Raw genomic sequence first — 25324 nt, 5'->3', positions numbered from 1 at the left:
AAGGGAACAGCGAATCCATCACCAAGTCAACCAACAACTTCTCCAATAAAAGATATGCCACTGGAAGAGTATGAAATGTATCGGACGAAGAGTGTAATCAACCCTGACTCGGATACAATGACATTAGGTAAATATGAGCCTACAATTAGACCTGACGGGACTCAAGATTGGAGTACACCTGGTCCAAATTCATACATCAGCAAGGCTGGCGATACCACTTACTTTAGCTTAGGAGATGATTGGGATAAAATTACAGTTGAATATGGTTTGGATACAGAAGGCAAAGAAATGTTCAAATATTTCAATAAACCTGCGCTAGATGATGCGGTTGCACAAGGCAAGACCATTCGATTTTCTCATAATCCGGAACTTACTCAGTATGAAAAGTCAGCTATAAGATGGGAATGGGATTATTTGCAAGAAAAACATGGATATAATGGATTAAAACCCAAAGGGGGGTACTGGTATGGAATTAAATAATATGGATATTTTATCAGATGAATTTTTTGATATAGTTAAAAGAGTATTTAAAAATAAGATTAATGGTATAGTGTTTGATGATATAGTTGATGAACCCAATCGTCATACATTCAAACTGAACTTCCGCATCTATAATTTTGCTGGGGTAAAATTTCAGTACGAGAATGATTTCTTTGAGATTTATCTGTTTTTAAACGGCGAGGAAGGGTTATTGCTTTCTAAGCCAAACAGTCGTTATAGCGAAATAAGTGATTGGGATGCATATTTAAAAGAAATCATTGCAAAAATCGAGTCGTATATCCCAGAAAAGTATTTAAAAGCTAAGGGTTGGCGATAAAAGAGAAGGAGGTGTTCATATGTTGAAAAAAAGTATGCAAGAGCTAGCGACAGAAGTGAGTGAGCGTATTCAAAGAGCGTTTGGAGATAGGGCTTCAGACATGACCATTTACGATGTGGTAGAAGTACCAAATCATCAAATGTTTAGTATTAAATTTAAAGCCTATGATTATTATGAAGCTCATTTTGGTTATGAATTAAGTTTTACAGATTTTTATATTGTGATTAGTAAAGGGATTGGAATCTCACTCCCTAAAGAAAAATATGATTTTGGAAGTATAACAAATTGGGACAGCTACTTAAAAGAAATCATGGCAGAGATTGAATTACGTATCCCAGATGAGTTCTTACAAGCTAAGGGTTGGTTGTAAAATCGGTTTAAACTATAGTTTTACAACAGGCAAGTTCGCCTTTCTATGATAGAATAAATGAAGCAAGAGTTTACTAATGTTTTATTGGTAAACTTTTACTTTACAAGGACAACTACCAGAGACTCAAGGCAAGTCGCTATTATGAGGAGAATAAGGAAAGTCTCCAGTATGTAGATATGGGGATTAAGGCCTTAGCTGTTCTAGTAATGGCTGGGGGAACCGTACTAGCGGGTCCAACTGGTGGAGCATCACTAACAGCCACCTATGCGGCAGGTACTTATCTAGCCGCAGACAGTGCCTATTCGGCCATTAAGGGTCATACCATGCTTACAGGAACGCAGTTGACAACTGAGGAGCGAATATGGGCAGGTATTGATTCGGCAGTAACGATTGCGAGCATGGGTTCGGCAGGTTATTTGGCGAAACTAGCTAAGAGTGGGGCCGAAGGCTCTACCCTATTAAAAAACCTAGCGACGGCAGGGACACATGCGGACGATGTCAACGATGTCACTAAGGTTGTCTATGCGATAGGGACAGGTAAGGATCCAAGTTCAGACATTCAAAATCTCATGTTTGGTCAAATCATGGGCCTTGGAATGAACTCGGCAGGGAATTATATTGGTAAAAAATTTGGAGCACCGACCGTAGATGTGCCAGGCACCAAACCATCTCATCTGGATGTCCCACTTCAAGGCAAGCAAATACCTAAGCTGGATCCAGACAGTGTTCGCTTTAACAGTAGGCAAGACCTACATCTAAAAGCCAGCCCAGCTGATGGGACCCTGGCTAAGCTGAAAAACCATCCAACAGTCAGCATGGATGTGCCGAAGGTCAAGGATATATCAGGTGACAACGTATTCAAGGCTGTTAGCGGAGTCAAGCCAAGTGATGTGGACGTGCCGAAGGTGAAGGATGTCCACGATGTCGAAGCATCGAAGTATGATATCGAACGGATTAAAGAGAATATTAAAGAAAGCAAACTTGCGAGGGAATCCAGTAACTTTGACCAATATCTAGAGAAGGAGAAATTCCAGAAAACCTTGATTGGTATGGATCCTATGGACCGTCAAAGCTATCTTCAATGGCATGAATATGCGGAGGCAGGTATCGAACCATCCGATAGAGTCAAATTAAGAAATTGGTCAAATCCACCTGAGCCAGAATTTTACCTTAAAAATAAAAATGTGTATGATAATCCGGATTATTTTAATCAGTTAACAGGTGGTGCAATTTATCCAGGAACTCCTGAAAGTTCCTTAGGGAGAGTTGACGGCAGTATACATAAATATGGATTTTTGAATGGAAAATATAAAGAATCCGTAATATTACCTGGAACGAGAATAAATAGAATTGGTTCTAATCCGACAGGAAGGTATTTCTCTCCTGAAGGAGCAACATTTGGCGAGAAAGCTTTACCTCCGTTTATGAAACTCCAACCGAATTCAGATTACATTGTTCTGAAAGAAATACCAACAAAAGAAGGATTGGTTGCCCCTTGGTTTGATGAACCTGGTATGGGTATTCAACATTATACATACTTAACAATTGATGAATTAGAAAAAGGTAGATTTTTACTTAGATTGAAATAGGAATAATAATATGCTAATGAAATTAAAAAACAAAATTGAATCCGAAGTTGCAAAAATTGGAAATATAAAATTAGGTGAATTTGGGATTCATTTTTCCGAACAACCTCCCTATTTTCCAGAAGGAATTTCTATAATAGAAGATGGAAATGGGAGATATAATCTAGTTTTTACTGAACGAGGGAGAATAACATCCGAGATTTCTAAATTAGATGATAATGAAGTAACTTATCAAATTTTAAAGATAATCGTTAAAGATATTTCCTCACATAAAACTGATGAAAAGGATATAGATTTAATTGATAAATTGATCAAAAATAATGAATTTGAGAAAGTTAATCAATTAGTTGAGAAAGTACAAGAGAATAGATATCGATACGAAAAGGAATTATTTGAAAAGATCAGTCCATTATATACCTTATGGTTTGAAAAAGAGCACTAATAATTAGCATAAATCCCTTGTTATTTCAGTTCAAAACCCAAGAATTCCAAGTGGAAATGAAGATTCTGCTTTTGAAGGATTTTGGAAACCAGGAGGACAAACCTTCCCAAGAAATATGCCAGAAGCAGTCATTGACGAAGTTCCATGGGGAGAATTTACAATTAGAAAATTAGGAGGCGATTAAAATGAGTTTAACTAGAATAACATGGGAAGAGTTTGATACCTTTGAAAAGATTGAATCACCAAAAGGATATGATTTTCGAACACATGAAGGGAAATACTATACTTTTGGAGAGTTTGGAGTAGCTTCAGTTCGTCGTATCTTTGAGATTAATCCTTCTGATTTTAACGAATATTTATTAGGCAGGAGGACGGCAAGTGAAATTGATTTTAAAGCGGAGACCAATCGTTGGCCACCGACGGAAGAGGAAAAGAAAGCTAGTGAGAAACGATTCATAGAAGAGAGTCCTACATCTTTAAGTGATTTACCTGAAACTAGAGATTTATTTACTAAAGAAGAACTTGAAAAATTAATTCCGATTGCTGAGCAAATGTGGATTGACTGGAGAGGTAAACTTCCAGATGATTATGTGTCACCACTTAAGTAAAAGAGATATAAAATGAAACCAACTAACTTACAATGGGACGATGTCATCCAGTTTGAAGAAGTAAAAGGTTATGGTCAGCACATTTGGAGAGATGGCAATACTCTTTATTACGTTACTGAGGAAGGAGGAATTGCCCCTCAGCGTGTTGTTTATGAATTACCAAACGAGTTATTTGCCTTACTAGAGAGTGGTGATAGAACGATACGCGAAGTTTCTTGGAAGATTCAGAATGATTGTTGGCCACCAACGGAAGAAGAAAAGGACGAAATAAGAAAAAAAAGAGCTAGAGAAAAGCCAATTGTGCTGATATCAAACCGTAAAAATCAGTTGCTTTTTAGTAATAAAGAACTCGAAATACTTATTCCTCAAGCCGAACAACAATGGATAGAATCAATGGGTGAACTTCCAGACGATTATGTATCACCACTTAAGTAAAAGAGGTTTAAAATGAAACCAACAAAACTAGGCTGGGAAGATGTTATCCAGTTTGAAGAAGTAAAAGGTTACGGTCAGCATATCTGGATAGATGGTAATCATTTTTATTACGTTACTGAGGAGGGAGGAATTGCCCCTCAGCGTGTAGTTTATGAATTACCAAATGAGCTGTTTGCCTTATTAGAAAGTGGGGAGAGAACGGAGTTAGAAATATTAAGTAAACTTCAGACCGATCGTTGGCCACCGACGGAAGAAGAAAAGAAAGCTAGTGAGAAACAATTTATATTAAAAGGCTTAACTCCTTTAATAGCTAATCCTAAGAGTTGGGAATTATTTACTCAGGAAGAGCTTGAAAGATTAATTCCGCTTGCTGAACAGAAATGGATTGACTGGAGAGGCAAACTTCCAGATGATTATGTATCGCCACTTAAGTAAAAGAGGTTTGAAATGAAACCAACAAAACTAGGCTGGGAAGATGTTATCCAGTTCGAAGAAGTAAAAGGTTACGGTCAGCATATCTGGAGAGATGGTAATCATCTTTATTACGTTACTGAGGAGGGAGGAATTGCCCCTCAGCGTGTAGTCTATGAATTACCAAATGAGCTGTTTGCCTTATTAGAAAGTGGAGAGAGATCACTACTCGAAATATCTTACAAGATTGAGACCGATCGTTGGCCACCGACGGAAGAAGAAAAGAAAGCTAGTGAGAAACGATTCATAGAAGAGAGCCCTACATCATTAATTGATTTACCTGAAACTAGAGAGTTATTTACTCAGGAAGAGCTTGAAAGATTAATTCCAATTGCTGAGCAAATGTGGATTGACTGGAGAGGCAAACTTCCAGATGATTATGTATCGCCATTGAATTAGCCTGTGAGGAACTTGTTTATACACTGTTAGTTGTAGGCAAGTTCCTGTTTTTGCATTGAGGGCCTTGGGATGAACTCGGCAGGAAATTACTTTGGTAAGAAGTTTGGTGCACCATCTGTAGATCTACCAGGAGCTAAAGCATCTCATCTGGATGTCCCACTTCAGACCAAGCAGATACCCAAGCTGGATCCAGCTAATGTTCGTTTGGACAGTAGGCCAGACCTGCATCTAAAAGCCAGCCCAGCTGATGGGACCCTTGCTAAGCTAAAAAATCACCCAGCAGTCAGCATGGATGTACCGAAGGTTAAGCAAGTATCAGGCGACAGCGCAACTAAGGCTATTGGCGGAATTAAGCCAAGTGATGTGGACGTACCGAAGGCAAAGGGAACAGCGAATCCATCACCAAGCCAATCAAAAACTCGAGCAATCATTGATCAAAAACTACAAGAGTATGGTGTTTCTTGGGATGAGTTTAATCGACTAAGGAATACGCATGTGACCCAAATGACACAGTCTGAATATGATATGATGATTGATATTCGTAATACAATTCCGTATCCAAATAATTCAACAGTCATGCAAAAAATTATGCCTATTGAAGATGAGGTTTGGCTATTCAATAGGAAGGAAAAAGCAACAGTAGGTGGCTATGTAGCAAAACGTTCGGATGCCAAAAATATTACTACTATCCAAGAAGCTGTAGAAGGCTTGCGACTGGACTATGAAGGATCTCCATTTGTTGAAACTATGATTGATGCAAATGGCAATAGGGTTGCAGTACGTGATCAGAATGGTAATTTAGTTCTTAAAACCGATGCATACCTTCGTTTAGAGTATACTACTGATGAGACGGGCTATATTCAAATTCCATATGGGGATATGGATGGGAATTCAATCGATATCGATGGTAATATTAGAATGAATAGCTCTACAGGCAAGCCTGATAAAGTAATAGATCCTGCAAGCGGAAATGGCTTCATAAAATCAGATTCAGACGAGTTTTTGGTTCCAGAATATCGTCATTCAGATAGAAGTAGACTCAAGGAAGGCTCTAAATTGTATCTAAATGTCGGAGGAGAAGAAGTATTGGTTGGTAGGGTCAATAAAGATGGTATAATGGAATACGTGGAGGGATAAAATGCGTAAAGAATTTCTAGTTTACCAAAACAAAGTATATTCTAATTTTGTGAATTATATAAATGATTATATCCTGCTCTCGGAAGATCCAGCGATGTTGGAAGAAGGCTACGTTCCCTATAGTAATTTTGAAGATGAAGTCGAAGATGGGGTATATGGGAAGCTTATTTCTTATAGTGAGGTTAGTCAGAGGTATTCGGTTTATGATCGTGTCCTTTATAAAGGTCAGGAATTTGCAATGGCTGGTCACAAGCGTGGAGATGATGATTTTACAGCACCCGATTCTTATGTGCGAATATTGGTTTCTGATAAAGAATTTTTAAATGAAAACAATATAGCAGATGGTGCGGAATTGATGGATGATAAGTACGGTCTTATCACGTATGCATCAGGAAAAATCCCTGTCAGCGAAGTAACGATTCTACGTCGTAGAAAGGATTTGCCAGTAGACCGAAGGAGAAAAATATGAAATCAGTTAATTTTACAATAAAAAGCAACCAATCACTAAGAATTGGTGAGGTGCTTCAAGCAGAACTTTTTAAATGTTACAGCGTTTCCGCTAAGGATGCAGGATTAAAGCCATCTGCAGACTCTCTTATTTCGGATTTCCATTCTGTTCAGTTTGGGGTCAAAGAGAAGTCTAGTTTAGGGTTCCGTCTATCTTTTGATGATCAAGCCTATCAGGTATCTGTTCCAGATTTGGCGACAGCTTCTGACTGGACTGGGGCCTTGATGTTCTTGAAAACATTGCTCCTTCTCTTAGATGTAAGTGTGTGCGAACATGATGGTGTTGAGTATGATAAAGATTCTATTCTAGAATTTCATTTCACAGATATTTTCTTATCAGCTCTTTCAGAATTGACCAAGGAAGTAAAAGTCCATCCAATAGTAGAAGTTATGGGAGTGAAACGTCCTATTTACATCAATGAACTTTACCTAGGGCAGATTATCCATGTACCGGATGATCAACTCTTAAATAGTTATGACCAGCGTTTGCGCTTTACCCAACAGCTAAATGCTTATTACTCTGAGCAGCAAGTTTTTAAAGTAGAGCAAAATGGTGAGGATATCATCATTCCTATCAACTATCTAAATAGTGAAGGACGAACAATTTTGCCGGCTCAACCAGAGCTAGAACCTCAATATTTGCAACAGTATCGAGGAAGTAAGGTTGCAGTTGCACGACTATTTATCATGACAGCTGATGGGGAAAAACTAGCCGAGGTTCCTTATCGGGAATTCTTAGAGTCGTTGACGGAAGGTATTTATATGTTGGATGCCAAGTATGTTCTGGTCGACCCAATTTCACCGGAAACTCTGAAAAATCTAGAGTTTTAATACCATAAAAAGAGAGCGAACTCGCTCTTTTTTTATGATATAATGAAGGAGAATTCTTCCTCATCTCGGATGAATTTGCGGAGCTCAAGGTCAACCAATTAAAAAAATGATATGGTCATTGAGGACTATACTATCCATATCATGAATAAATTGGGTTAGTATAAAATGCTGAATGAATACTCATTAAACTAAGGTTATTCGTTTAAGAATTTCAAGTTGCTGAAATACTCTTATAAAAGAACACTAAAAATCACCAATCAGCAAAATATAATCAGTGATTAGATTGATGGTTTGAACTTATTGGTAAAATCTAGCTCAATTCGTGTATTTTTAGGGTAAAATTCACCCCAGTGTTCTTTGTCTTATACAATTTCTTCTTAGTATCAGTTTAGTATGATATAATTAAAAAAGAATAATTTAAAGGAGTTATAAATGAAAATAGGAAAAGGCATCAACTGGCTGTTGATTTTGTTATGTTCCTTAGTCCCGGTAGTGCTGATAAGTTCTCTCTTCTTCTTTAATCATAAGAAGCAAGATACAGAAGCAGTAAATGCTCCCACAACGGAACAGAGTTCTACTACTAGTGCGGCTACGACTAGTTCAACAACCACTAGTTTATCGACTACCCAAGATAGTGTTACGACTACGGAGGAAAAGCTTTCGACACAAGAAGAGCAAACGAATGCTAGATCACAAAAAATAGATGATCAAGCAATTCTAAACGGAGATTACTCTACTCTAGTTGGAACTTGGAGAAATGGACTCGGGCAAGAGTTTACATTCGATAAAAATGGACTAGTAAACAGTGGAAATATTGAAAAAGTGCGCATAGGAAACCATGGAACGATTGAATTCAGCATTAGAGATGGTATCTCAGGCTATGGAATGAGTATTTATCCTGCTGGGCTTATTATGCCTGGGTTAGATACTGATTTAACTAAAAATAGGCTGATTGCTGGTCAAGCTGCTCCAACTAGTTCAGAACAAGTTTTTTATAAAGTAGACTAAATGATTAACCATCTCATCAAATTTGAGATGGTTTTCTTCTTTATTTGTGAGTCATGATCATTTTATGAAGGTGAAGTAAACAGGGTTTAAAGTTGGATTTTTCCACTAGACATTCGTCTACTTTTTTTATATAATAAAACTAAAACAAAATGGTTGAATTTTTAAAATAAAGTCAACCTGCAACGAAAGCATCACGCTAGGAGGTAAAATATGTACCAACCAGAAAAACTCAAGGCTCGTAGGAAAGAGCTAAAACTAACACAAAAAGAGATTGCAGAGCAACTTGGGATTAGTTTTCAGGCTTATTCAGCTTGGGAGCGTGGAGTCAAGGAGCCTTCTAAAGAAAAGGTTAGTCAGCTAGAGAAAATCTTAAAAGTACCAAAAGGCTATTTTACTCAAATCGAAATTGTCCGTCTTTATAACAGCCTTTCCAATAAAGGAAAAGAGAAGGTAGTGCTCTATGCTCGCAACTTGGCTCAAGAAGAACAAGCCAAGAAGGTGACTGCTATTTCAGAAAAACTCTACGAGTATCATGTCTACGAACGCATGTCGGCTGGTATCGGAGCTTCAGTTTATGATGATCGAAACTTTGATACGGTTTATTTCAATGAAGAACTGGCTCACGATTTTGCTTCATGGGTGTCTGGAGATTCCATGGAACCCAAATATCAAAATGGTTCCGTGGCTCTGATTCGAGAGACCGGATTTGATTACGACGGTGCTGTCTATGCAGTGGTTTGCAATAACCAGACCTATATCAAACGGGTCTATCGAGAAGAAGATGGCTTACGTTTGGTCTCCATCAATCCTAAATACAAGGATATTCACATCTCTTACGAAGAAGATCCGCGGATTGTAGGCATTATCGTGGGTAACTTTGTGCCAATGGAGGGATAGTCTATGGGCTACTTTGATTATTCCAGAGAGCCCAAAAGTGATATTGCCTTTGTCGATATGAAGTCCTTTTATGCTAGCGTTGAGTGTGTAGAAAGAGGACTCCATCCCCTTAAAACCTCCCTTTGTGTTATGAGTCGGGCGGATAATTCTGTTGGACTGATTCTTGCCTCCTCGCCGATGTTTAAAAAGGTCTTTGGGAAAGCAAATGTTGGTCGTGCCTATGACCTCCCCTTTGATATCAAAACGCGTAAATTTTCCTACTACAATGCCAAGAAACAAGGTTTACGGACAGATCCAGCCTATGTGAAATTTATCGAAGATTGGGCTCGGGTGACCGTCATTGTCCCTCCTCGAATGGATAAGTATATCGCGGTCAATATGGAAATTCAGCGCATTTTCCAGAACTATGGCAGTCCAGATGATATTTATCCCTACTCTATTGACGAAGGCTTTATTGACCTGACCAGTTCGCTCAATTATTTTGTCCCAGATCGACAGATTTCTCGTAAAGATAAGCTGGATATGCTTTCGGCTCGTATCCAGCGAGATATTTGGCGGCAGACAGGGATTTACTCGACGGTCGGCATGTCTAATGCCAATCCTCTGCTTGCTAAGTTGGCCTTGGATAATGAAGCTAAGCGAACACCAACCATGCGGGCTAACTGGTCTTACCAGGATGTGGAAGAAAAGGTCTGGGGTATTTCTAAGATGACTGACTTTTGGGGGATTGGGCATCGAATGGAGAAGCGCTTGAATGGTTTAGGGATTCATTCGATTAAGGAATTAGCCAATAGCAATCCGGATGTTCTGAAGAAAGAACTTGGTCAAGCTGGGTTGCGCCTGTGGTTTCATGCCAATGGGATTGACGAGAGTAATGTTCATAAACCTTATAAAGCTAAATCTCACGGCTTGGGCAATTCACAAATTTTACCGAGAGACTATGTCAAACAACGAGATATCGAAATTATCCTTCGAGAGATGGCTGAACAAGTGGCTATCAGACTTCGAAGGGCCAGAAAGAAGACGACAGTGGTGTCTATCCATCTTGGTTTTTCTAAGCAGGAACAAAAACGCTCCATTCATACCCAGATGAAGGTGGAGCCGACCAATAACACCAGTATTTTGGTCGGCTATGTTCTGAAATTGTTCCATAGCAAATACACTTCTGGGGCGGTCAGAAGTATTGCTGTTAGTTATTCAGGATTTGTGGACGAATCCTTTGGATTGATTTCCCTTTTTGATGATGTTGACAAAGTAGAAAAAGAAGAAAGGCTCCAGACTACCATTGACTCTATTCGAGAGCAATTCGGCTTTACTTCTCTCTTGAAGGCGACTGCCTTAGAGGATGCATCGAGAAGTATTGCCAGAAGTAAGCTCATCGGAGGACACTCTGCTGGAGGATTAGATGGACTAAAATGATTGATCGCTCTTATTTGCCCTTCCAATCCGCGAGGGACTATCAGGATCCAGGCATGCAGAAGTGGATGGGTTTTTTTCTATCGGAGCATACGAGTTCACTTAGTGCAGAAAAAAATCGTGTCGATTTATCAACAGATTTGAATCCAGTCGAGAAGTTGCTCTTGCTATCTCAACTCTATATAAATCGACTAAAAGGGTATTTCGTGGTCAAGGAGAATAATCACAAAAGCACGATATTGGGTGAAGTAAGAGAATTATCTCCTCAAGAAGTCTCTGTTAAAACGGATGAGGGCTATAGATTAATAAGGGTAGATGATATTCTCTCAATCCAACTGTGTCAGGAGGAAGTTTATGACTAGAAAAGAGCTCTATGAAAACAAATTGCAGATGGATTATTTTTCAGATGACTACATTCGTTTTGAGGAAGATTTTCAAAAATACTCTGCCATGAATGTACCCTTGACTTTCTTGATTGATGATATTCTACGAACCATGGCTATGAACCAAAAGGACTACTTTGTCTTGAACAAGGAAAATGCCAAGGACGGAAGGGAACATCGGTTTTATTTTAGAGTGAAGATGGAAAAAGATTGTCCACGTACTCGAACCTATGCTTATCTTGGGCTGAAACAAAACTGCCCGTAGATTGCATAGGAAATACCGAAACATTAGTAAACATGGTATAATGAAGGAAAATCAGGAAGTATTACCTGGGAACAGGAGAAAAGCTTCTAGGAGGTAGCTTATGCTAGGAGCAATTATTGGAGATATTATTGGTTCTCGATTTGAGGCGGACAATCGTAAGAGTAAAGAATTTGATTTGTTCACTCAGGATTCTTGTCCGACTGACGATAGTATCATGACATTGGCGATTGCCAAAGCTTTATTGGCTAGTAGGGAAGATTGGAGTCAGCTCTCGAAAAATGCTGTGAAGTACATGCAAGAGATAGGGAGACAATATCCAGATTGTGGCTATGGTGGTCATTTTTTCTACTGGATCTTTTCAGATGATCCTCAACCCTATGGGAGTTATGGGAATGGCTCTGCCATGAGAATCAGCCCTGTTGGTTTTGCAGCAGAAAGCATAGAGCAGGCAAAAGCCTTGTCGCAAGCAGTGACAGAAGTGAGTCATGACCATCCTGAAGGACTAAAAGGTGCAGAAGTAGTTGCAGTAGCGATCTTCTTGGCTAGAAATGGTTCTAGTCGCCAAGAAATCAGAGACTATATCGATAAACATTACTATCCGATGGACTTTACCCTAGACCAAATCCGTGAAGACTATAGCTTTGATGTGACTTGTCAAGGGTCGGTTCCTCAGGCCTTCCAAGCCTTTTTCGAATCGCAAGATTTTGAAGATGCTATCAGAAATGCTATTTCGATCGGAGGAGATAGTGACACCATCGCTGCCATCTGTGGTGGTCTTGCGCAAGCCTACTATGGAATTCCTACTCCAATCAGAAATCAAGCAATGACCTATTTAGATGATCATTTAGTAGAGATAGTAGAAAGTTTTGAAAGTACCTATCCCTTCCAACCTAATAAATAATAGGTTGTGGGGAGTGAGGGTATAGGTATAAGATAAAAAAGTATCATTTCCAGCCATTCAGGAGCTATTTCTTGAATGGTTTTTTGTTTGTGTCTTGAAAGCAATTGAACTATACCAATTTTTATTCTTGACAAGCGAGAGAAACAAGTATATACTGTTTTTGCTGATTCGGCAAAGCGAGAATTAGACTATACCAATTTAAGGAGAAAGCACAGCTTGTCTGTGTCGTATATACTATGTGTGGAATTGTTGGTGTTGTTGGAAACACAAATGCAACTGATATTTTGATTCAAGGGCTTGAAAAGCTCGAATACCGTGGCTATGATTCTGCTGGAATTTTTGTCCTAGGTGGTGCTGAAAACCATTTGGTTAAGGCTGTTGGTCGTATTGCAGAATTGTCTGCTAAAACGGCTGATGTTGAGGGAACAACTGGTATCGGACATACTCGTTGGGCGACTCACGGGAAACCAACAGAAGACAATGCTCACCCACACCGCTCTGAGACAGGACGTTTTGTCTTGGTGCACAATGGGGTGATTGAAAACTATCTCGAAATCAAAGAAGAATACCTGGCAGGTCACCACTTCAAGGGACAAACGGATACTGAAATCGCCGTTCACTTGATTGGGAAATTTGCGGAAGAAGACGGCTTGTCAGTACTTGAAGCCTTCAAAAAAGCTCTTCACATTATCCGTGGTTCATATGCCTTTGCCCTGATTGACTCTGAAAATCCAGATGTCATCTATGTCGCAAAGAACAAATCACCACTCTTGATCGGTCTTGGCGATGGCTACAATATGGTCTGCTCTGATGCCATGGCCATGATTCGTGAAACCAACCAATACATGGAAATCCATGACCAAGAGTTGGTCATTGTCAAGGCTGACAGCGTTGAAGTGCAAGACTATGATGGAAACGTCAAAGAACGGGCTAGCTACACGGCTGAACTAGACCTTTCTGATATTGGAAAAGGGACTTACCCATACTACATGCTCAAGGAAATCGATGAGCAACCAACGGTGATGCGTAAGTTGATCCAAGCCTACACAGATGAGGTTGGTCAAGTTGTCGTAGATCCAGCTATCATCAAGGCTGTTCAAGGCGCGGACCGCATCTACATTCTTGCAGCTGGAACTTCTTACCATGCAGGATTTGCTTCTAAGAAGATGCTAGAAGAATTGACAGATACGCCTGTTGAACTTGGGATTTCCTCTGAGTGGGGCTACGGCATGCCACTTCTCAGTAAGAAACCACTTTTCATCTTTATCAGCCAGTCTGGTGAAACAGCTGATAGCCGTCAAGTTTTGGTTAAGGCCAATGAAATGGGAATCCCAAGCTTAACAGTTACAAACGTGCCAGGGTCAACTCTGTCACGTGAAGCCAACCATACTATGTTGCTTCACGCAGGTCCTGAAATTGCCGTAGCATCAACTAAGGCTTATACTGCCCAAATCGCAGCCCTTGCCTTCCTCGCAAAAGCGGTTGGTGAAGCAAATGGCAATGAAAAAGCCAAAGCCTTTGATTTGGTTCATGAGTTGTCTATCGTGGCTCAGTCTATCGAGTCAACCCTTTCAGAGAAAGAAATGATTGACGCTAAGGTTCGTGACCTTCTTGAAACAACACGCAACGCCTTTTACATCGGACGTGGTCAAGACTACTATGTGGCTATGGAAGCTAGTCTCAAACTCAAAGAGATCTCTTACATCCAATGTGAAGGTTTTGCGGCTGGAGAACTCAAGCATGGAACGATTGCCTTGATCGAAGATGGAACACCTGTTTTGGCCCTCTTGTCAGATCCAGTTCTTGCTAACCACACTCGTGGAAATATCCAAGAAGTGGCAGCTCGTGGTGCTAAGGTCCTCACCATCGCAGAAGAAAATGTTGCCAAAGATACAGACGATACCGTTCTTACGACCGTACACCCTTACCTCTCACCAATCTCAATGGTCGTACCAACACAATTAGTCGCTTACTTTGCAACCCTACACCGTGGACTCGATGTGGACAAACCACGTAACCTTGCTAAGTCAGTAACAGTAGAATAATAAAAAAAGTCTAGTTTAACTAGACTTTTTTTATTATAAATCTTGCATAGAAATCTTATTGAGTTCATTGACTACTTGCAGGATAGATAGTCGACTGATATTGATGACGAGCATATCTTCGAGACCTTTGATATCAAAATTAGTGATGATTGCATCATACTCACAATCTAAAATTTCTTCAATATTAAGAGTTTCCTTATCCCAAGTTTCATACTGGATGTTGTTAGAAGTATGGAATTCGTAGAGGGATATCAAAAACTGTGGATGGGCAAAGTCATACTCACTTAGGACTAAGACTTTGACTTTCTTTTTATGTTCAAACAATTGATCTGTAAGGCCCTCGGCGTGAGTAAAGAGAGTGTAGATTAGGTGAGAAAGGGCCGGAGTTTTCTCCTTTTGCCCCATAATACTCTTGTATCGCATCATTTCAAAGACTGTTGCCTCATAAAATTTGGGGAAGAATTTTTTTATCTTTCCAAGCGTGTAATCTTTATTTTGTGAAATGATTGATTCGGAGTTGATTTCTCTTCGCTCAAGCAAGGCAGTATTGTGTAAGTTCCAAATCAAGGTATCAGTATTTGAAAATTGAACACCAAATCTTCGAGTCAAGTTGTCTAGAATGTCTCGTGCAGCGTGGTAAGAACGATCCACTTGTTCGTAAGACTGACGGGCAACTAGGAAATCTTCAACTGTAAAGAAGAGGGCAGGTTCTGCAAAGGGACTGAAAATCTGATTGAGGTTTTCTGGTGTAATTTCAACATTGAGCCCTTGAGCCAATTCTTGCAGTTGCAGTTGGAAATCATCAAGCTGGTCGTAGATCGGACTCAACCAAGAAGTGCTTTGTTTTGGTAAACGGACAAAATAGCCTCTCTTCATTCGGTGCAAATCGACTGTAGCCTGCGTTCGGATTTGGTAGAGATTTTGATATTTTGCAGGGAATTTTGCTAAATTGATAAAGAAAGAAACAAAGTTATCAATATCTACTTCTTTGATTTCTGTGAAAGGCCACTCTAAAAAGCTATAGGCTTCGTGGAAATATTGGGAGAAGAAAAAACGAATATCTTTTTCGTCTCCAATGATAGAAATAGGAGTTACCTTCAGCTTAAAGCGATAGGTCCCGTCAAGTATCTTGTTAATATCTGCAACCTTCTTTCGTAAGGACGGAAGTGAGATATCTAGAGTTTCAGAAAGATGTTCATAGGTAAAGGGACTGTCTAGGAGGAAAAAGGCCTTTAAAATTTGAAAATAATCAGATGTTTGTAAAAAATATTGGTAGATTCGCTCGATGCCATTATTCTGGACATTGACCATCATAATCCCTGCAGTTGAGTGTCTGATATCAAAGTCAGGAAAGATTTCACGTAATTCCTTGATATCACTCTTGATGATGCGAGCATTGTAGTCAATGATTTTAGATAAATCATCAAGATAAATCCAGTCGGGATTTTCAAACAAATATTCTAAAATCTTTAATTGTCTTTGCTCTTTTTGACTGAGTAATTCTCTCATTATAAATAAACTCCCTAAGTAATGTTAGAATAATTAGAAAAAAAGATAATCGTAGATTGCCAGAGTTCTTATATAAAATAAAGTCACCCCTTAAGAGAGATTTGAAATCTATCGAAGAGGGGTGATACTTGGTAAGAAGTTTCTACTAGTCTTCAATCTACTTACGATATAAACGATCGTATTGGTAGTAGGGATCAAAGGTTACGTTAATTCCTAATTTACGGAGAACATTCTTGTCTTCATCTGTTAAGATAATCGTAGAATGAGCTTCGCTACCTTTGAGATTTCCGAGTTCTTTCATAGCGCGGTCTGCATCAGGATTCTGCATAGCTGTGATTGCAAGAGCGATAAGAATCTCATTAGAATGAAGACGTGGATTGCGACTACCTAAGTGATTGATTTTCAAACCTTGGATTGGTTTTACCACTTCGGGTTCAATTAACTTGGTTTCGGCATCGATGTTCGCTGATTTCTTGATAGCATTGATCACGGCAGCAGCTGTCGGACCAAAGAGTTCTGAATTCTTACCAGTGACGATTTCACCAGAAGGTAACTCAAGTGCTAGAGCAGGTCCATCGGTTTCTTCAGCTTTTTGTCGAGCAGCAACAGCAACCTTACGGTCAGCTGGCGTAATGCCGAGATCATTCATGAGAAGTTCGATTTTCTTGACAGCAGACTCAGCAACTTTTTCAGCCTTGAAGTCGAGAACTGTTTGGTAGTAGCGACGGATAATCTCTTGTTTTGATGCTTCAATTGCAGCATCGTTATCAGTGATTGCAAAACCAACCATATTTACACCCATGTCAGTTGGAGATGCATAAGGAGATTCACCCAAGATACGTTCGAGCATACGCTTGAGAACAGGGAAAATCTCGATATCACGATTGTAGTTGACTGTAGTTTCTCCGTAAGTTTGGAGATGGAATGGGTCAATCATGTTGACATCATCAAGGTCTGCTGTAGCAGCCTCATAAGCCAGGTTAACTGGATGATGGAGAGGGAGATTCCAAACTGGGAAGGTTTCAAACTTAGCATAACCAGATTTGATACCATTCAGTTGGTCGTGGTACATGTTGGACATACAAGTTGCCAACTTACCTGATCCAGGTCCAGGAGCAGTCACGACAATTAAATTGCGACTCGTTTTGATATAGTCGTTTTTCCCCATACCTTCAGGAGAGATGATATGGTCCATATCTGTCGGATAACCCTTGATTGGGTAATGGAGATAAGAGTCGATCCCATTTTTAGCTAATTGATTACGGAAGGTATCTGCAGCAGGTTGACCGGCGTATTGTGTGATAACGACAGAGCCGACAAAGATACCAAGTTCGTTGAATTTGTCAATCAAACGAAGCACTTCTTGGTCGTAAGAAATACCCAAGTCACCACGAGCTTTTGAGTGCTCGATATTGCTAGCGTTAATGGCAATAACAACCTCGACTTGTTCTTTCAACTCTTGCAAGAGTTTGATTTTGTTATCTGGCTCATATCCAGGAAGTACACGGGCAGCGTGGAAGTCCTCCAACATCTTGCCTCCAAACTCCAAGTAGAGTTTGCCGTCAAACTGGTTAATACGCTCCAAAATATGGTCGCGTTGTAAATTTAGATATTTTTCAGAACTAAAAGCTTGTTTTTTCATTTTTTTACCTCTATTTTCTATTATATAAAAAAAATAGAAGATAAGAAACTACAGAGTAATAAAAGTAAGAAAAAAGATAACGCAAACGCTTGCATAAATGATAAAAAAAGTCTATGATGGAGTAAAGTGAATTTAAAAGAGGTGAAAAGATGCAAGAAAAATGGTGGCATAATGCAGTTGTCTATCAAGTCTACCCTAAAAGTTTCAAGGATAGTAATGGAGATGGGATTGGTGATTTGCCTGGAATTACTAGCAAGTTAGACTATCTAGCTAAGCTTGGGATCACAGCGATTTGGCTTTCTCCAGTTTATGACAGTCCAATGGATGATAATGGCTATGATATTGCCAACTACCAAGATATCGCTTCTATCTTTGGAACCATGGAAGATATGGATGAGCTGATTGCTGAAGCCCAAAAACGAGATATTCGAATCATCATGGACTTGGTTGTCAATCATACATCCGATGAGCATGCTTGGTTTGTTGAAGCGCGTGAAAATCCCCAAAGTCCAGAACGTGACTACTATATTTGGCGAGATAAACCCAATGATTTAACCTCTACTTTTAGTGGTTCTGCATGGGAATACGATGAAAAGTCTGGTCAATACTATCTACACTTTTTCAGTAAGAAACAGCCAGACCTCAACTGGGAAAACGAAGAGCTCCGTCAAAAAATCTATGAAATGATGAATTTCTGGATTGATAAAGGGATTGGTGGATTCCGTATGGACGTTATTGACATGATTGGGAAAATTCCTGATCAGAAGATTGTCAACAATGGTCCCATGCTTCATCCCTACCTCAAGGAAATGAATCAGGCTACTTTCGGCGACAAAGAGCTCTTGACAGTAGGGGAGACATGGGGAGCAAATCCAGAAGAGGCCAAGAAATATTCGAATCCAGAAGGTCAAGAGTTGTCTATGGTCTTCCAATTTGAACATATCTGTCTTCAGTATCAGGAAGGACAACCTAAGTGGCACTACCAAAAAGAGTTAAATGTAGCGAAATTAAAAGAAATTTTCAACAAATGGCAGACAGAATTAGGAGTTGAAGATGGCTGGAATTCTCTCTTCTGGAACAACCATGACCTCCCTCGTATCGTCTCTATCTGGGGGAATGATCAAGAATACCGAGAAAAATCTGCCAAAGCGTATGCAATCTTGCTTCATCTCATGAGAGGAACACCTTATATTTACCAAGGAGAAGAAATTGGGATGACCAATTTCCCGTTTGAAACGCTGGACCAAGTAGAGGATATTGAATCCTTAAACTATGCGCGTGAAGCTCTTGAAAAAGGCGTTCCAATGGAAGAAATCATGGATAGCATTCGCGTGATTGGTCGTGACAATGCCCGTACTCCAATGCAGTGGGATGAGACAAAAAATGCTGGTTTCTCAGATGGTCAACCTTGGCTAGCTGTCAATCCAAACTATACAAAGATAAATGTAGAAGAAGCTTTAGCAAATCCGGATTCTATCTTCTATGCCTATCAAAAATTGGTAAAAATTCGTAAGGAGAATAGCTGGTTGATTCGTGCTGACTTTGAACTGCTAGAAACGGCTGAAAAAGTTTTTGCTTATACCCGTAAAGATGGAGATCGTCGTTTCCTTGTGGTGGCTAATTTGTCCAATCAGCAGCAAGAGTTTACAGTAGAAGAGCCAGTTAAGTCTATCTTGATTGAAAACACCTCGGTAGAAGGTGCTTTAGAGAAACAACTCTTGGCTCCATGGGATGCTTTCTGTGTCGAATTAGCTCATTAGACCTAAAAAACTCAAGTATCTAAGATGCTTGAGTTTTTTCTAAAATAAGTGTAGAAATTTCTTTAAAAAATATTAGTTTGAATTTTCTGAAAAAATTCCATGAAACCTCTTGCTTTTATATAAAAATAGGGTATAATGGTGAAAAATAGTATTTTAAAGGAGAATACCGATGAAATCGAAAAAGTTGCTCGCAGTAGCAGGGATAACGATGAGTGCAGCTCTTCTTTTAGCGGCTTGTGGAAAGACAGAGAAAAAAGCAGATGCTCCTACAACATTTTCATACGTATATGCCATCGATCCATCAACATTGGACTATAGCGTTACTAGTAAAAGTTCAACATCGGACGTCATTGCTAACTTGGTCGACGGACTCTTGGAAAATGACAAATACGGAAACTTGATTCCATCTCTTGCTGAAGACTGGTCGGTTTCACAAGACGGTTTGACCTATACTTACAAACTACGTAAAGGTGTCAAATGGTATACTTCTGAAGGTGAAGAGTACGCCGAGGTCAAGGCTCAAGACTTTGTGACTGGTTTGAAACATGCTGCTGATGGTAAGTCAGATGGCTTAAGTTTGATCCAAGATTCTATCAAAGGTTTAGCAGAATATGTCAGTGGTGAAAGCAATGACTTCTCAACAGTTGGAGTTAAAGCAATTGACGACTACACTGTTCAATACACCTTGAACCAACCAGAAAGTTTCTGGAATTCTAAGGTAACAACAGCGACTATGCTCCCAGTTAATGAAGAATTTCTGAATTCTCAAGGTAAAGATTATGGTGCAGCAACACCTTCAGGTATTCTCTATAATGGACCATATATTTTGAAGAACTTCACTTCAAAATCAGTGATCGAGTACGAAAAAAATCCAAATTATTGGGATAAAGACAATGTTAAGATTGACCACATCAAACTTACTTTCTACGATGGATCTGACCAAGAATCATTGATTCGTAGTTTCTCATCAGGAGCTTATACAACAGCTCGTCTCTTCCCAACAAGTTCAAACTTTGATTCAACTAAGCAAGAATACGGGGATAAGATTGTCTATAGTCCGCAAGAAGCGACCAGCTATTACTTTACTTTCAACGTGAATCGTCAGTCTTACAATAAAACAGCAAAGACAGATGAAGCACAAAAGACTTCTACAAAAGAAGCGCTTCTCAACAAAAACTTCCGCCAGGCAATCAACTTTGCTCTAGACCGTCATGCCTACTCTGCACAGATGAATGGTGAAGAAGGTGCAGACAAGATTATCCGTACTAGCCTTGTGCCTTATGACTATGTACAGGTCGGTGAAAAGACCTTCGGTGAATTGGCGCAAGAACAATTGGTAACATACGGAGATCAATGGAAAGATGTTGCTTTGACAGATGGTAAGGATACTATTTACAATCCAACAAAAGCAAAGGCCGCCTTTGAAAAAGCAAAAACAGAATTGCAAGCCAAAGGTGTAACCTTCCCTATTCATTTGGATATTCCTGTTGAACAGACAGATGTTATTGCTGTGCAACAAACCAACTCTCTCAAACAGTCTGTCGAAGCAGCACTTGGAAGTGAAAATGTTGTTATCGATGTACTTCAAATGACTGACAATGAGAAAATGAGTATCACATCTCAAGCCAAAGTGCCTTCTCAAAAAGACTATGACTTGAATGGAACTGGATGGGGGCCGGACTATCAAGACCCAGCAACCTACCTCAATATCTTAGATGCTAAGAAGGGTTCTGCCCTTAAACACTTGGGTATTACAAAAGGTAAAGATCCAGAAATCATGGCTCAAGTTGGACTTGATGAGTACAAGAAACTCTTGGATGATGCAGCATCAGAAACGAGCGACCTCAACAAACGCTATGAAAAATATGCTAAAGCACAGGCTTGGGTATCAGATAGCTCACTTCTTATCCCTGTAGCTTCTTCAGGTGGTTCTCCGACAGTTAGTCGTACAGTGCCATTCACAAAAGCTTACTCTCAAGTTGGTATCAAGGGAGATCCATTTGTATTCAAAGGCTTAGAATTGCAAAATGATATTGTAACTGCTAAAGAATACGAAGAAGCTCTCAAGAAATGGCAAAAAGAAAAAATCGAAACAAATGCCAAATACCAAAAAGAGCTAGCTAATCATGTTAAATAATTTTTGACTACCCATAAAGAAATCTTGTTTTTAGCAGGATTTCTTTCTTTTTTCGATTGCAATTAAGAGGTCGAATAGTATATAACTTTACTTTTAGGCTAAAATTTGATAATATAGTTATATGTCATAAAACCTAACATACAAGGAGAAATGAAACATGAAGCTTAAAAAACGTTTGATTGGAGCGGGGTTGACGCTTGCTGCTGTGGTCCTATTGACAGCCTGTGGCCAGTCAGCATCAGACGGCAAGACATACTCGTCTACCTTTGGTGCAGATCCGACAACCTTTAACTATCTCTTGGATTACGCTGGTGACAACACTGCCATTGTAACCAACTTGGTAGATGGTTTGCTTGAAAATGATAACTACGGGAACCTCATTCCTTCCCTTGCAAAAGAGTGGAGTGTTTCTAAAGACGGTTTAACTTATACCTACAAACTCCGTGAAGATGCTAAGTGGTATACTTCAGATGGAGAAGAGTATGCTCCTGTTAAAGCGCAAGACTTTGTAACTGGTATCAAGTACGCTGCTGATAACAAGGGTCAGGCCCTGGATTTGATTCAAAACTCTATTAAGGGTTTGGATGATTATGTAACAGGTGCTAATACAGACTTTTCAAATGTTGGTGTGAAAGCCTTAGATGATTACACAGTCGAGTATACTTTGACACGTCCAGAGCCATTCTGGAACTCAAAGACGACTAACAGTATTTTGTTCCCTGTAAATGAAGAATTCCTAGCTTCTAAAGGAAAAGACTTCGGAACTTTGAAACCTGATAGCATCCTTTATAGTGGACCATATTTGTTAAAAGATTTCACATCTAAATCATCTATCGAGTATGTGAAAAATCCACATTACTATGATCAAGAAAAAGTAACGATAGAAAAGGTAAAATTGGCCTACTTTGACGGTTCAGACCAAGACTTGACAATCCGTAACTTTGAAAGTGGTGCTTATTCATCTGCAGGTGTTTATCCAAACAGCTCAAACTTCGCTAAGACCAAGGAAAAATACAAGGACAATATCGTTTATAGCTTGCAAGATGCGACATCTTGGTACTATAACTTTAACGTCAACCGCGGTGCTTATAACCATACTGCAAAAACAAGTGATGAGCAAAAACAAGCAACTCAAGCTGCAGTTTTAAATAAAAACTTCCGTCAGGCAATCAACTTCGCCATCGATCGTACTGCCTACTCAGCACAATCAAACGGTGAAGAAGCAGCGAAAAATACCCTCCGTAACACACTTGTGCCACCAACTTTCGTACAAGTCGGAGACAAGACTTTTGGTGAAACAATTGCTTCAAAATTAGTCAACTATGGCACACAATGGTCAAATATGAATCTTGAAGATGCTCAAGATGGTTATTTCAACAAAGAAAAAGCGCAAGCTAAGTTTGCTGAAGCTAAAAAAGAATTAGAAGCCCAAGGTGTGAGCTTCCCAATTCATTTGGACTTGCCTGTGGACCAGGTTAACAAGACTTTGCTTTCAGGTACAAACTCAATCAAGCAATCAATCGAATCAACACTTGGTTCTGAAAATGTAGTGGTTGATGTTATTCAATTATCGACAGATGATTATACAAATGCAACAGCTCAAGCGCCAACTCCAGCAGATCATGACTATGATTTGAATTTGGATGGATGGTCAGCTGACTACCAAGATCCTTCAACCTACCTCAATCCTTTCAATTCTGAAGATGGATTCTATCTCAAGATTTTGGGACTTGATCCAAGCAAGGATGCAAATAAGATTACTAGTCTAGATTTGGACCAATTTACTCAAAAATTAAAAACAGCAGATGCAGAAAATACAGATGTAGCTAAGCGCTATGAAAACTATGCAGATGCACAAGCTTGGTTGATTGATAGTTCCCTTCTAATCCCAGTTGTATCAAATGGTGGTGGTGCTTCAGTGACACGTGTGACACCATTTACACGTGCTTACTCACTAGTTGGTATCAAAGGAACTGGAAGTAACTACAAGTACATGAGATTGCAGACAGATGTCGTTACAAGCTCTCAATTTGCTGAAGCGAAGGCTAAATGGGAACAGGAACGTAAAAATTCTGTCGAAAAGAGCCAAAAAGAATATGAAAGTCACGTTAAATAGTAAAAAATAGAGCTTATAAAAGCTCTATTTTTATTTTAGTTGTTTTTTAAAAACATTAAAGTTGATAAAAACAAAGATAAAGATGTATGCAATAAATACATCTTTTAAAGTAAGCGCTTCCTTGGCGAATATAGATAGCCTTGGAGGGTAGTTTATGATATAATTAAATTAAATTAATATGCAGAGGTATGCCATGAAAAGTAGACGAGTAAGAAAAAGTAAAACCAATAAATTTCAGCAAAGTTTAAACGTAGGTTTATTGTTAATCTACGTTGTTTTAGCTGTTTTTTTAGTATTTTTGATTTTTAGATATCAGATTTTAGCCGTAAACTATCTCAATATTATCCTGTCAGCAGTTCTTATCCTTGTGGCTTTGCTGTCCCTATTCTTAATAGTCAAAAGAAAAGCAAAAGTTTTCACTTTGATAGTGCTACTTGTTTCAGTATTATGTAGTTCGGTGGTTTTGGTTGCTGTTCAACGATTTGTGGGTCTTGCAAATCAATTTAACGCAAGTTCAAACTACTCAAGCTACACGATGAGCGTTGCGGTTCTTGCAGATAGTGAGATTAACAATGTTTCAGAACTATCAAGTGTAACTGCTCCAACAGGTTCAGATGCTGAGAATATTCAAAAATTGATGGATGACATTAAAACAACTCAAAGCAAAGACTTAACGGTAGAAGAAAGTTCTTCTTACTTGGCTGCCTATAAGAGTTTGTTAGATGGCGACACCAAAGCGATTGTCTTGAATAGTGTTTTTGAAAATTTGATTGAGCAAGAATATCCTGATCATGCTAAAAAAATCAAGAAAATCTACACTAAAGAGTTCAATAAGAAAGTGGAAGCACCAAAGGTAGCTACAGGAAATTCGTTTAATGTCTATATCAGCGGAATTGATACTTATGGTCCTATCAGTTCTGTTTCACGCTCAGATGTCAATATCATCATGACAGTCAATCAAGATACCAAGAAAATTCTCTTGACAACAACTCCGCGTGATGCTTATGTGCCGATTGCAGATGGTGGAAATAACCAAAAAGATAAGTTGACGCATGCCGGTATTTATGGTGTGGATGCTTCTATCCATACCTTAGAAAACCTCTATGGCATTGACTTGAATTACTATGTTCGTCTTAATTTCACTTCTTTCTTGAAATTGATTGACCTTCTTGGTGGTGTTGATGTTTATAATGACCAAGAATTTACGGCGCATACAAATGGTAAATTTTACCCAGCTGGGAATATCCATTTGGATTCAGAATTAGCTTTAGGTTTTGTCCGTGAACGCTACTCTTTGACAAATGGTGATGGAGACCGCGGTCGTAACCAACAAAAAGTTATTACAGCAATTATTCAAAAATTGACGTCGACTGAAGCTTTGAAAAACTACGACAGCATTATTCAAAGTTTGCAAGATTCAGTCCAGACCAACATGCCACCAGAAACAATGGTTAGCCTTGTTAATACACAGTTGGCTAGTGGTGGTAAATATACCGTTACCAATCAAGATTTGAAAGGTACTGGTCGTATGGACCTTCCGTCTTACGCTATGCCAGATAGCAATCTCTACATGCTAGAAATTGATCCAACAAGCTTAGAAACCGTTAAGGCGGCTATTAAAGATACCATGGAAGGAAAATAA

General features: G+C 39.2%; 24 protein-coding genes and 1 pseudogene. 23 read left to right on the top strand and 2 right to left on the bottom strand.

Going from position 1 to position 25324, the window contains the following annotated elements; translation table 11 throughout:
- The 19 genes and pseudogenes from HMPREF1481_RS10915 to glmS form a co-directional block, all read left to right on the top strand.
- A pseudogene (locus tag HMPREF1481_RS10915) lies at positions 1–480 on the top strand (T7SS effector LXG polymorphic toxin); the annotation flags it as partial.
- A complete protein-coding gene (locus HMPREF1481_RS08020) occupies positions 467–817 on the top strand; it encodes a hypothetical protein (RefSeq protein WP_016466178.1) in 351 nt (116 codons plus the stop codon). The pseudogene HMPREF1481_RS10915 and the gene HMPREF1481_RS08020, both read left to right, overlap by 14 nt.
- Positions 818–836: 19 nt before the next feature.
- A complete protein-coding gene (locus tag HMPREF1481_RS08015) occupies positions 837–1187 on the top strand; it encodes a hypothetical protein (protein WP_016466177.1) in 351 nt (116 codons plus the stop codon).
- A gap of 176 nt (positions 1188–1363) precedes the next feature.
- Positions 1364–2776 carry a TNT domain-containing protein gene (locus tag HMPREF1481_RS10910; protein ID WP_016466176.1) on the top strand — a complete coding sequence of 471 codons (1413 nt, stop codon included), beginning with the start codon at positions 1364–1366 and terminating at the stop codon, positions 2774–2776.
- Positions 2777–2786: 10 nt separating this feature from the next.
- Positions 2787–3215, top strand: a complete 429-nt coding sequence (locus HMPREF1481_RS08005) for a hypothetical protein (protein ID WP_016466175.1) — start codon at positions 2787–2789, stop codon at positions 3213–3215.
- 185 nt (positions 3216–3400) lie between these two features.
- Positions 3401–3823 carry a hypothetical protein gene (locus HMPREF1481_RS08000; RefSeq protein ID WP_016466174.1) on the top strand — a complete coding sequence of 141 codons (423 nt, stop codon included), beginning with the start codon at positions 3401–3403 and terminating at the stop codon, positions 3821–3823.
- A 12-nt stretch (positions 3824–3835) separates the two neighbouring features.
- Entirely contained in the window at positions 3836–4258 is a 423-nt protein-coding gene (locus HMPREF1481_RS07995; protein WP_016466173.1) for a hypothetical protein, read from the top strand.
- Positions 4259–4270: 12 nt separating this feature from the next.
- Positions 4271–4693 (top strand): hypothetical protein, encoded by a 423-nt coding sequence (locus tag HMPREF1481_RS07990; RefSeq protein ID WP_016466172.1) that lies wholly within the window; start codon positions 4271–4273, stop codon positions 4691–4693.
- Positions 4694–4705: 12 nt separating this feature from the next.
- Positions 4706–5128, top strand: a complete 423-nt coding sequence (locus HMPREF1481_RS07985) for a hypothetical protein (RefSeq protein ID WP_016466171.1) — start codon at positions 4706–4708, stop codon at positions 5126–5128.
- Positions 5129–5197: 69 nt separating this feature from the next.
- Positions 5198–6265 carry a hypothetical protein gene (locus HMPREF1481_RS07980; RefSeq protein ID WP_016466170.1) on the top strand — a complete coding sequence of 356 codons (1068 nt, stop codon included), beginning with the start codon at positions 5198–5200 and terminating at the stop codon, positions 6263–6265.
- A gap of 1 nt (position 6266) precedes the next feature.
- Positions 6267–6734 carry a hypothetical protein gene (locus tag HMPREF1481_RS07975; RefSeq protein ID WP_016466169.1) on the top strand — a complete coding sequence of 156 codons (468 nt, stop codon included), beginning with the start codon at positions 6267–6269 and terminating at the stop codon, positions 6732–6734.
- Complete coding sequence (locus HMPREF1481_RS07970) at positions 6731–7603, top strand: DUF4299 family protein (protein ID WP_016466168.1); 873 nt, start codon at positions 6731–6733, stop codon at positions 7601–7603. Before HMPREF1481_RS07975 ends, HMPREF1481_RS07970 begins: the two co-directional genes overlap by 4 nt.
- 432 nt (positions 7604–8035) lie before the next feature.
- Complete coding sequence (locus HMPREF1481_RS07965; protein WP_016466167.1) at positions 8036–8611, top strand: DUF6287 domain-containing protein; 576 nt, start codon at positions 8036–8038, stop codon at positions 8609–8611.
- Between the two features lie 210 nt (positions 8612–8821).
- The gene (locus tag HMPREF1481_RS07960) at positions 8822–9508 is read left to right on the top strand and encodes an XRE family transcriptional regulator (protein ID WP_016466166.1); all 687 of its coding nucleotides are present in this window, start codon (positions 8822–8824) and stop codon (positions 9506–9508) included.
- Positions 9509–9511: 3 nt separating this feature from the next.
- Positions 9512–10927: a Y-family DNA polymerase gene (locus tag HMPREF1481_RS07955; RefSeq protein WP_016466165.1), complete on the top strand. Its 1416-nt coding sequence runs from the start codon at positions 9512–9514 to the stop codon at positions 10925–10927.
- Positions 10924–11286: a hypothetical protein gene (locus HMPREF1481_RS07950; RefSeq protein WP_016466164.1), complete on the top strand. Its 363-nt coding sequence runs from the start codon at positions 10924–10926 to the stop codon at positions 11284–11286. The genes HMPREF1481_RS07955 and HMPREF1481_RS07950 overlap by 4 nt, the downstream gene beginning before the upstream one ends.
- On the top strand, positions 11279–11572 hold the full coding sequence (locus HMPREF1481_RS07945) for a DUF5960 family protein (RefSeq protein ID WP_016466163.1): 294 nt from the start codon (positions 11279–11281) through the stop codon (positions 11570–11572). The genes HMPREF1481_RS07950 and HMPREF1481_RS07945 overlap by 8 nt, the downstream gene beginning before the upstream one ends.
- A 100-nt stretch (positions 11573–11672) precedes the next feature.
- Positions 11673–12473, top strand: a complete 801-nt coding sequence (locus HMPREF1481_RS07940) for an ADP-ribosylglycohydrolase family protein (RefSeq protein ID WP_016466162.1) — start codon at positions 11673–11675, stop codon at positions 12471–12473.
- 236 nt (positions 12474–12709) lie between these two features.
- Positions 12710–14518, top strand: a complete 1809-nt coding sequence (gene glmS / locus HMPREF1481_RS07935) for a glutamine--fructose-6-phosphate transaminase (isomerizing) (RefSeq protein ID WP_016466161.1) — start codon at positions 12710–12712, stop codon at positions 14516–14518.
- 33 nt (positions 14519–14551) lie between these two features.
- On the opposite strand, the gene HMPREF1481_RS07930 is transcribed toward glmS, so the two are convergent.
- Positions 14552–16027 (bottom strand): M protein trans-acting positive regulator PRD domain-containing protein, encoded by a 1476-nt coding sequence (locus HMPREF1481_RS07930; RefSeq protein WP_016466160.1) that lies wholly within the window; start codon positions 16025–16027, stop codon positions 14552–14554.
- A 157-nt stretch (positions 16028–16184) separates the two neighbouring features.
- Positions 16185–17669: a DUF1846 domain-containing protein gene (locus HMPREF1481_RS07925; RefSeq protein ID WP_006149519.1), complete on the bottom strand. Its 1485-nt coding sequence runs from the start codon at positions 17667–17669 to the stop codon at positions 16185–16187.
- A 149-nt stretch (positions 17670–17818) separates the two neighbouring features.
- Between HMPREF1481_RS07925 and HMPREF1481_RS07920 the strand changes: the two genes are divergently transcribed.
- The 4 genes from HMPREF1481_RS07920 (at position 17819) to cpsA (ending at position 25324) form a co-directional block, all read left to right on the top strand.
- Complete coding sequence (locus HMPREF1481_RS07920) at positions 17819–19429, top strand: glycoside hydrolase family 13 protein (RefSeq protein ID WP_016466159.1); 1611 nt, start codon at positions 17819–17821, stop codon at positions 19427–19429.
- 169 nt (positions 19430–19598) lie between these two features.
- A complete protein-coding gene (locus tag HMPREF1481_RS07915) occupies positions 19599–21566 on the top strand; it encodes a peptide ABC transporter substrate-binding protein (protein ID WP_016466158.1) in 1968 nt (655 codons plus the stop codon).
- A gap of 157 nt (positions 21567–21723) precedes the next feature.
- Positions 21724–23682, top strand: coding sequence for a peptide ABC transporter substrate-binding protein (locus tag HMPREF1481_RS07910; protein ID WP_016466157.1), 1959 nt, complete (start codon positions 21724–21726; stop codon positions 23680–23682).
- 193 nt (positions 23683–23875) lie between these two features.
- Positions 23876–25324: an LCP family glycopolymer transferase CpsA gene (cpsA, locus tag HMPREF1481_RS07905; RefSeq protein ID WP_016466156.1), complete on the top strand. Its 1449-nt coding sequence runs from the start codon at positions 23876–23878 to the stop codon at positions 25322–25324.

The sequence above is a fragment of the Streptococcus sp. HPH0090 genome, assembly GCF_000411475.1.
GTDB lineage: Bacteria > Bacillota > Bacilli > Lactobacillales > Streptococcaceae > Streptococcus.
The sequence above is the reverse complement of the archived record's forward strand: the minus strand, read 5'-3'. Positions and strand labels throughout refer to the sequence as shown.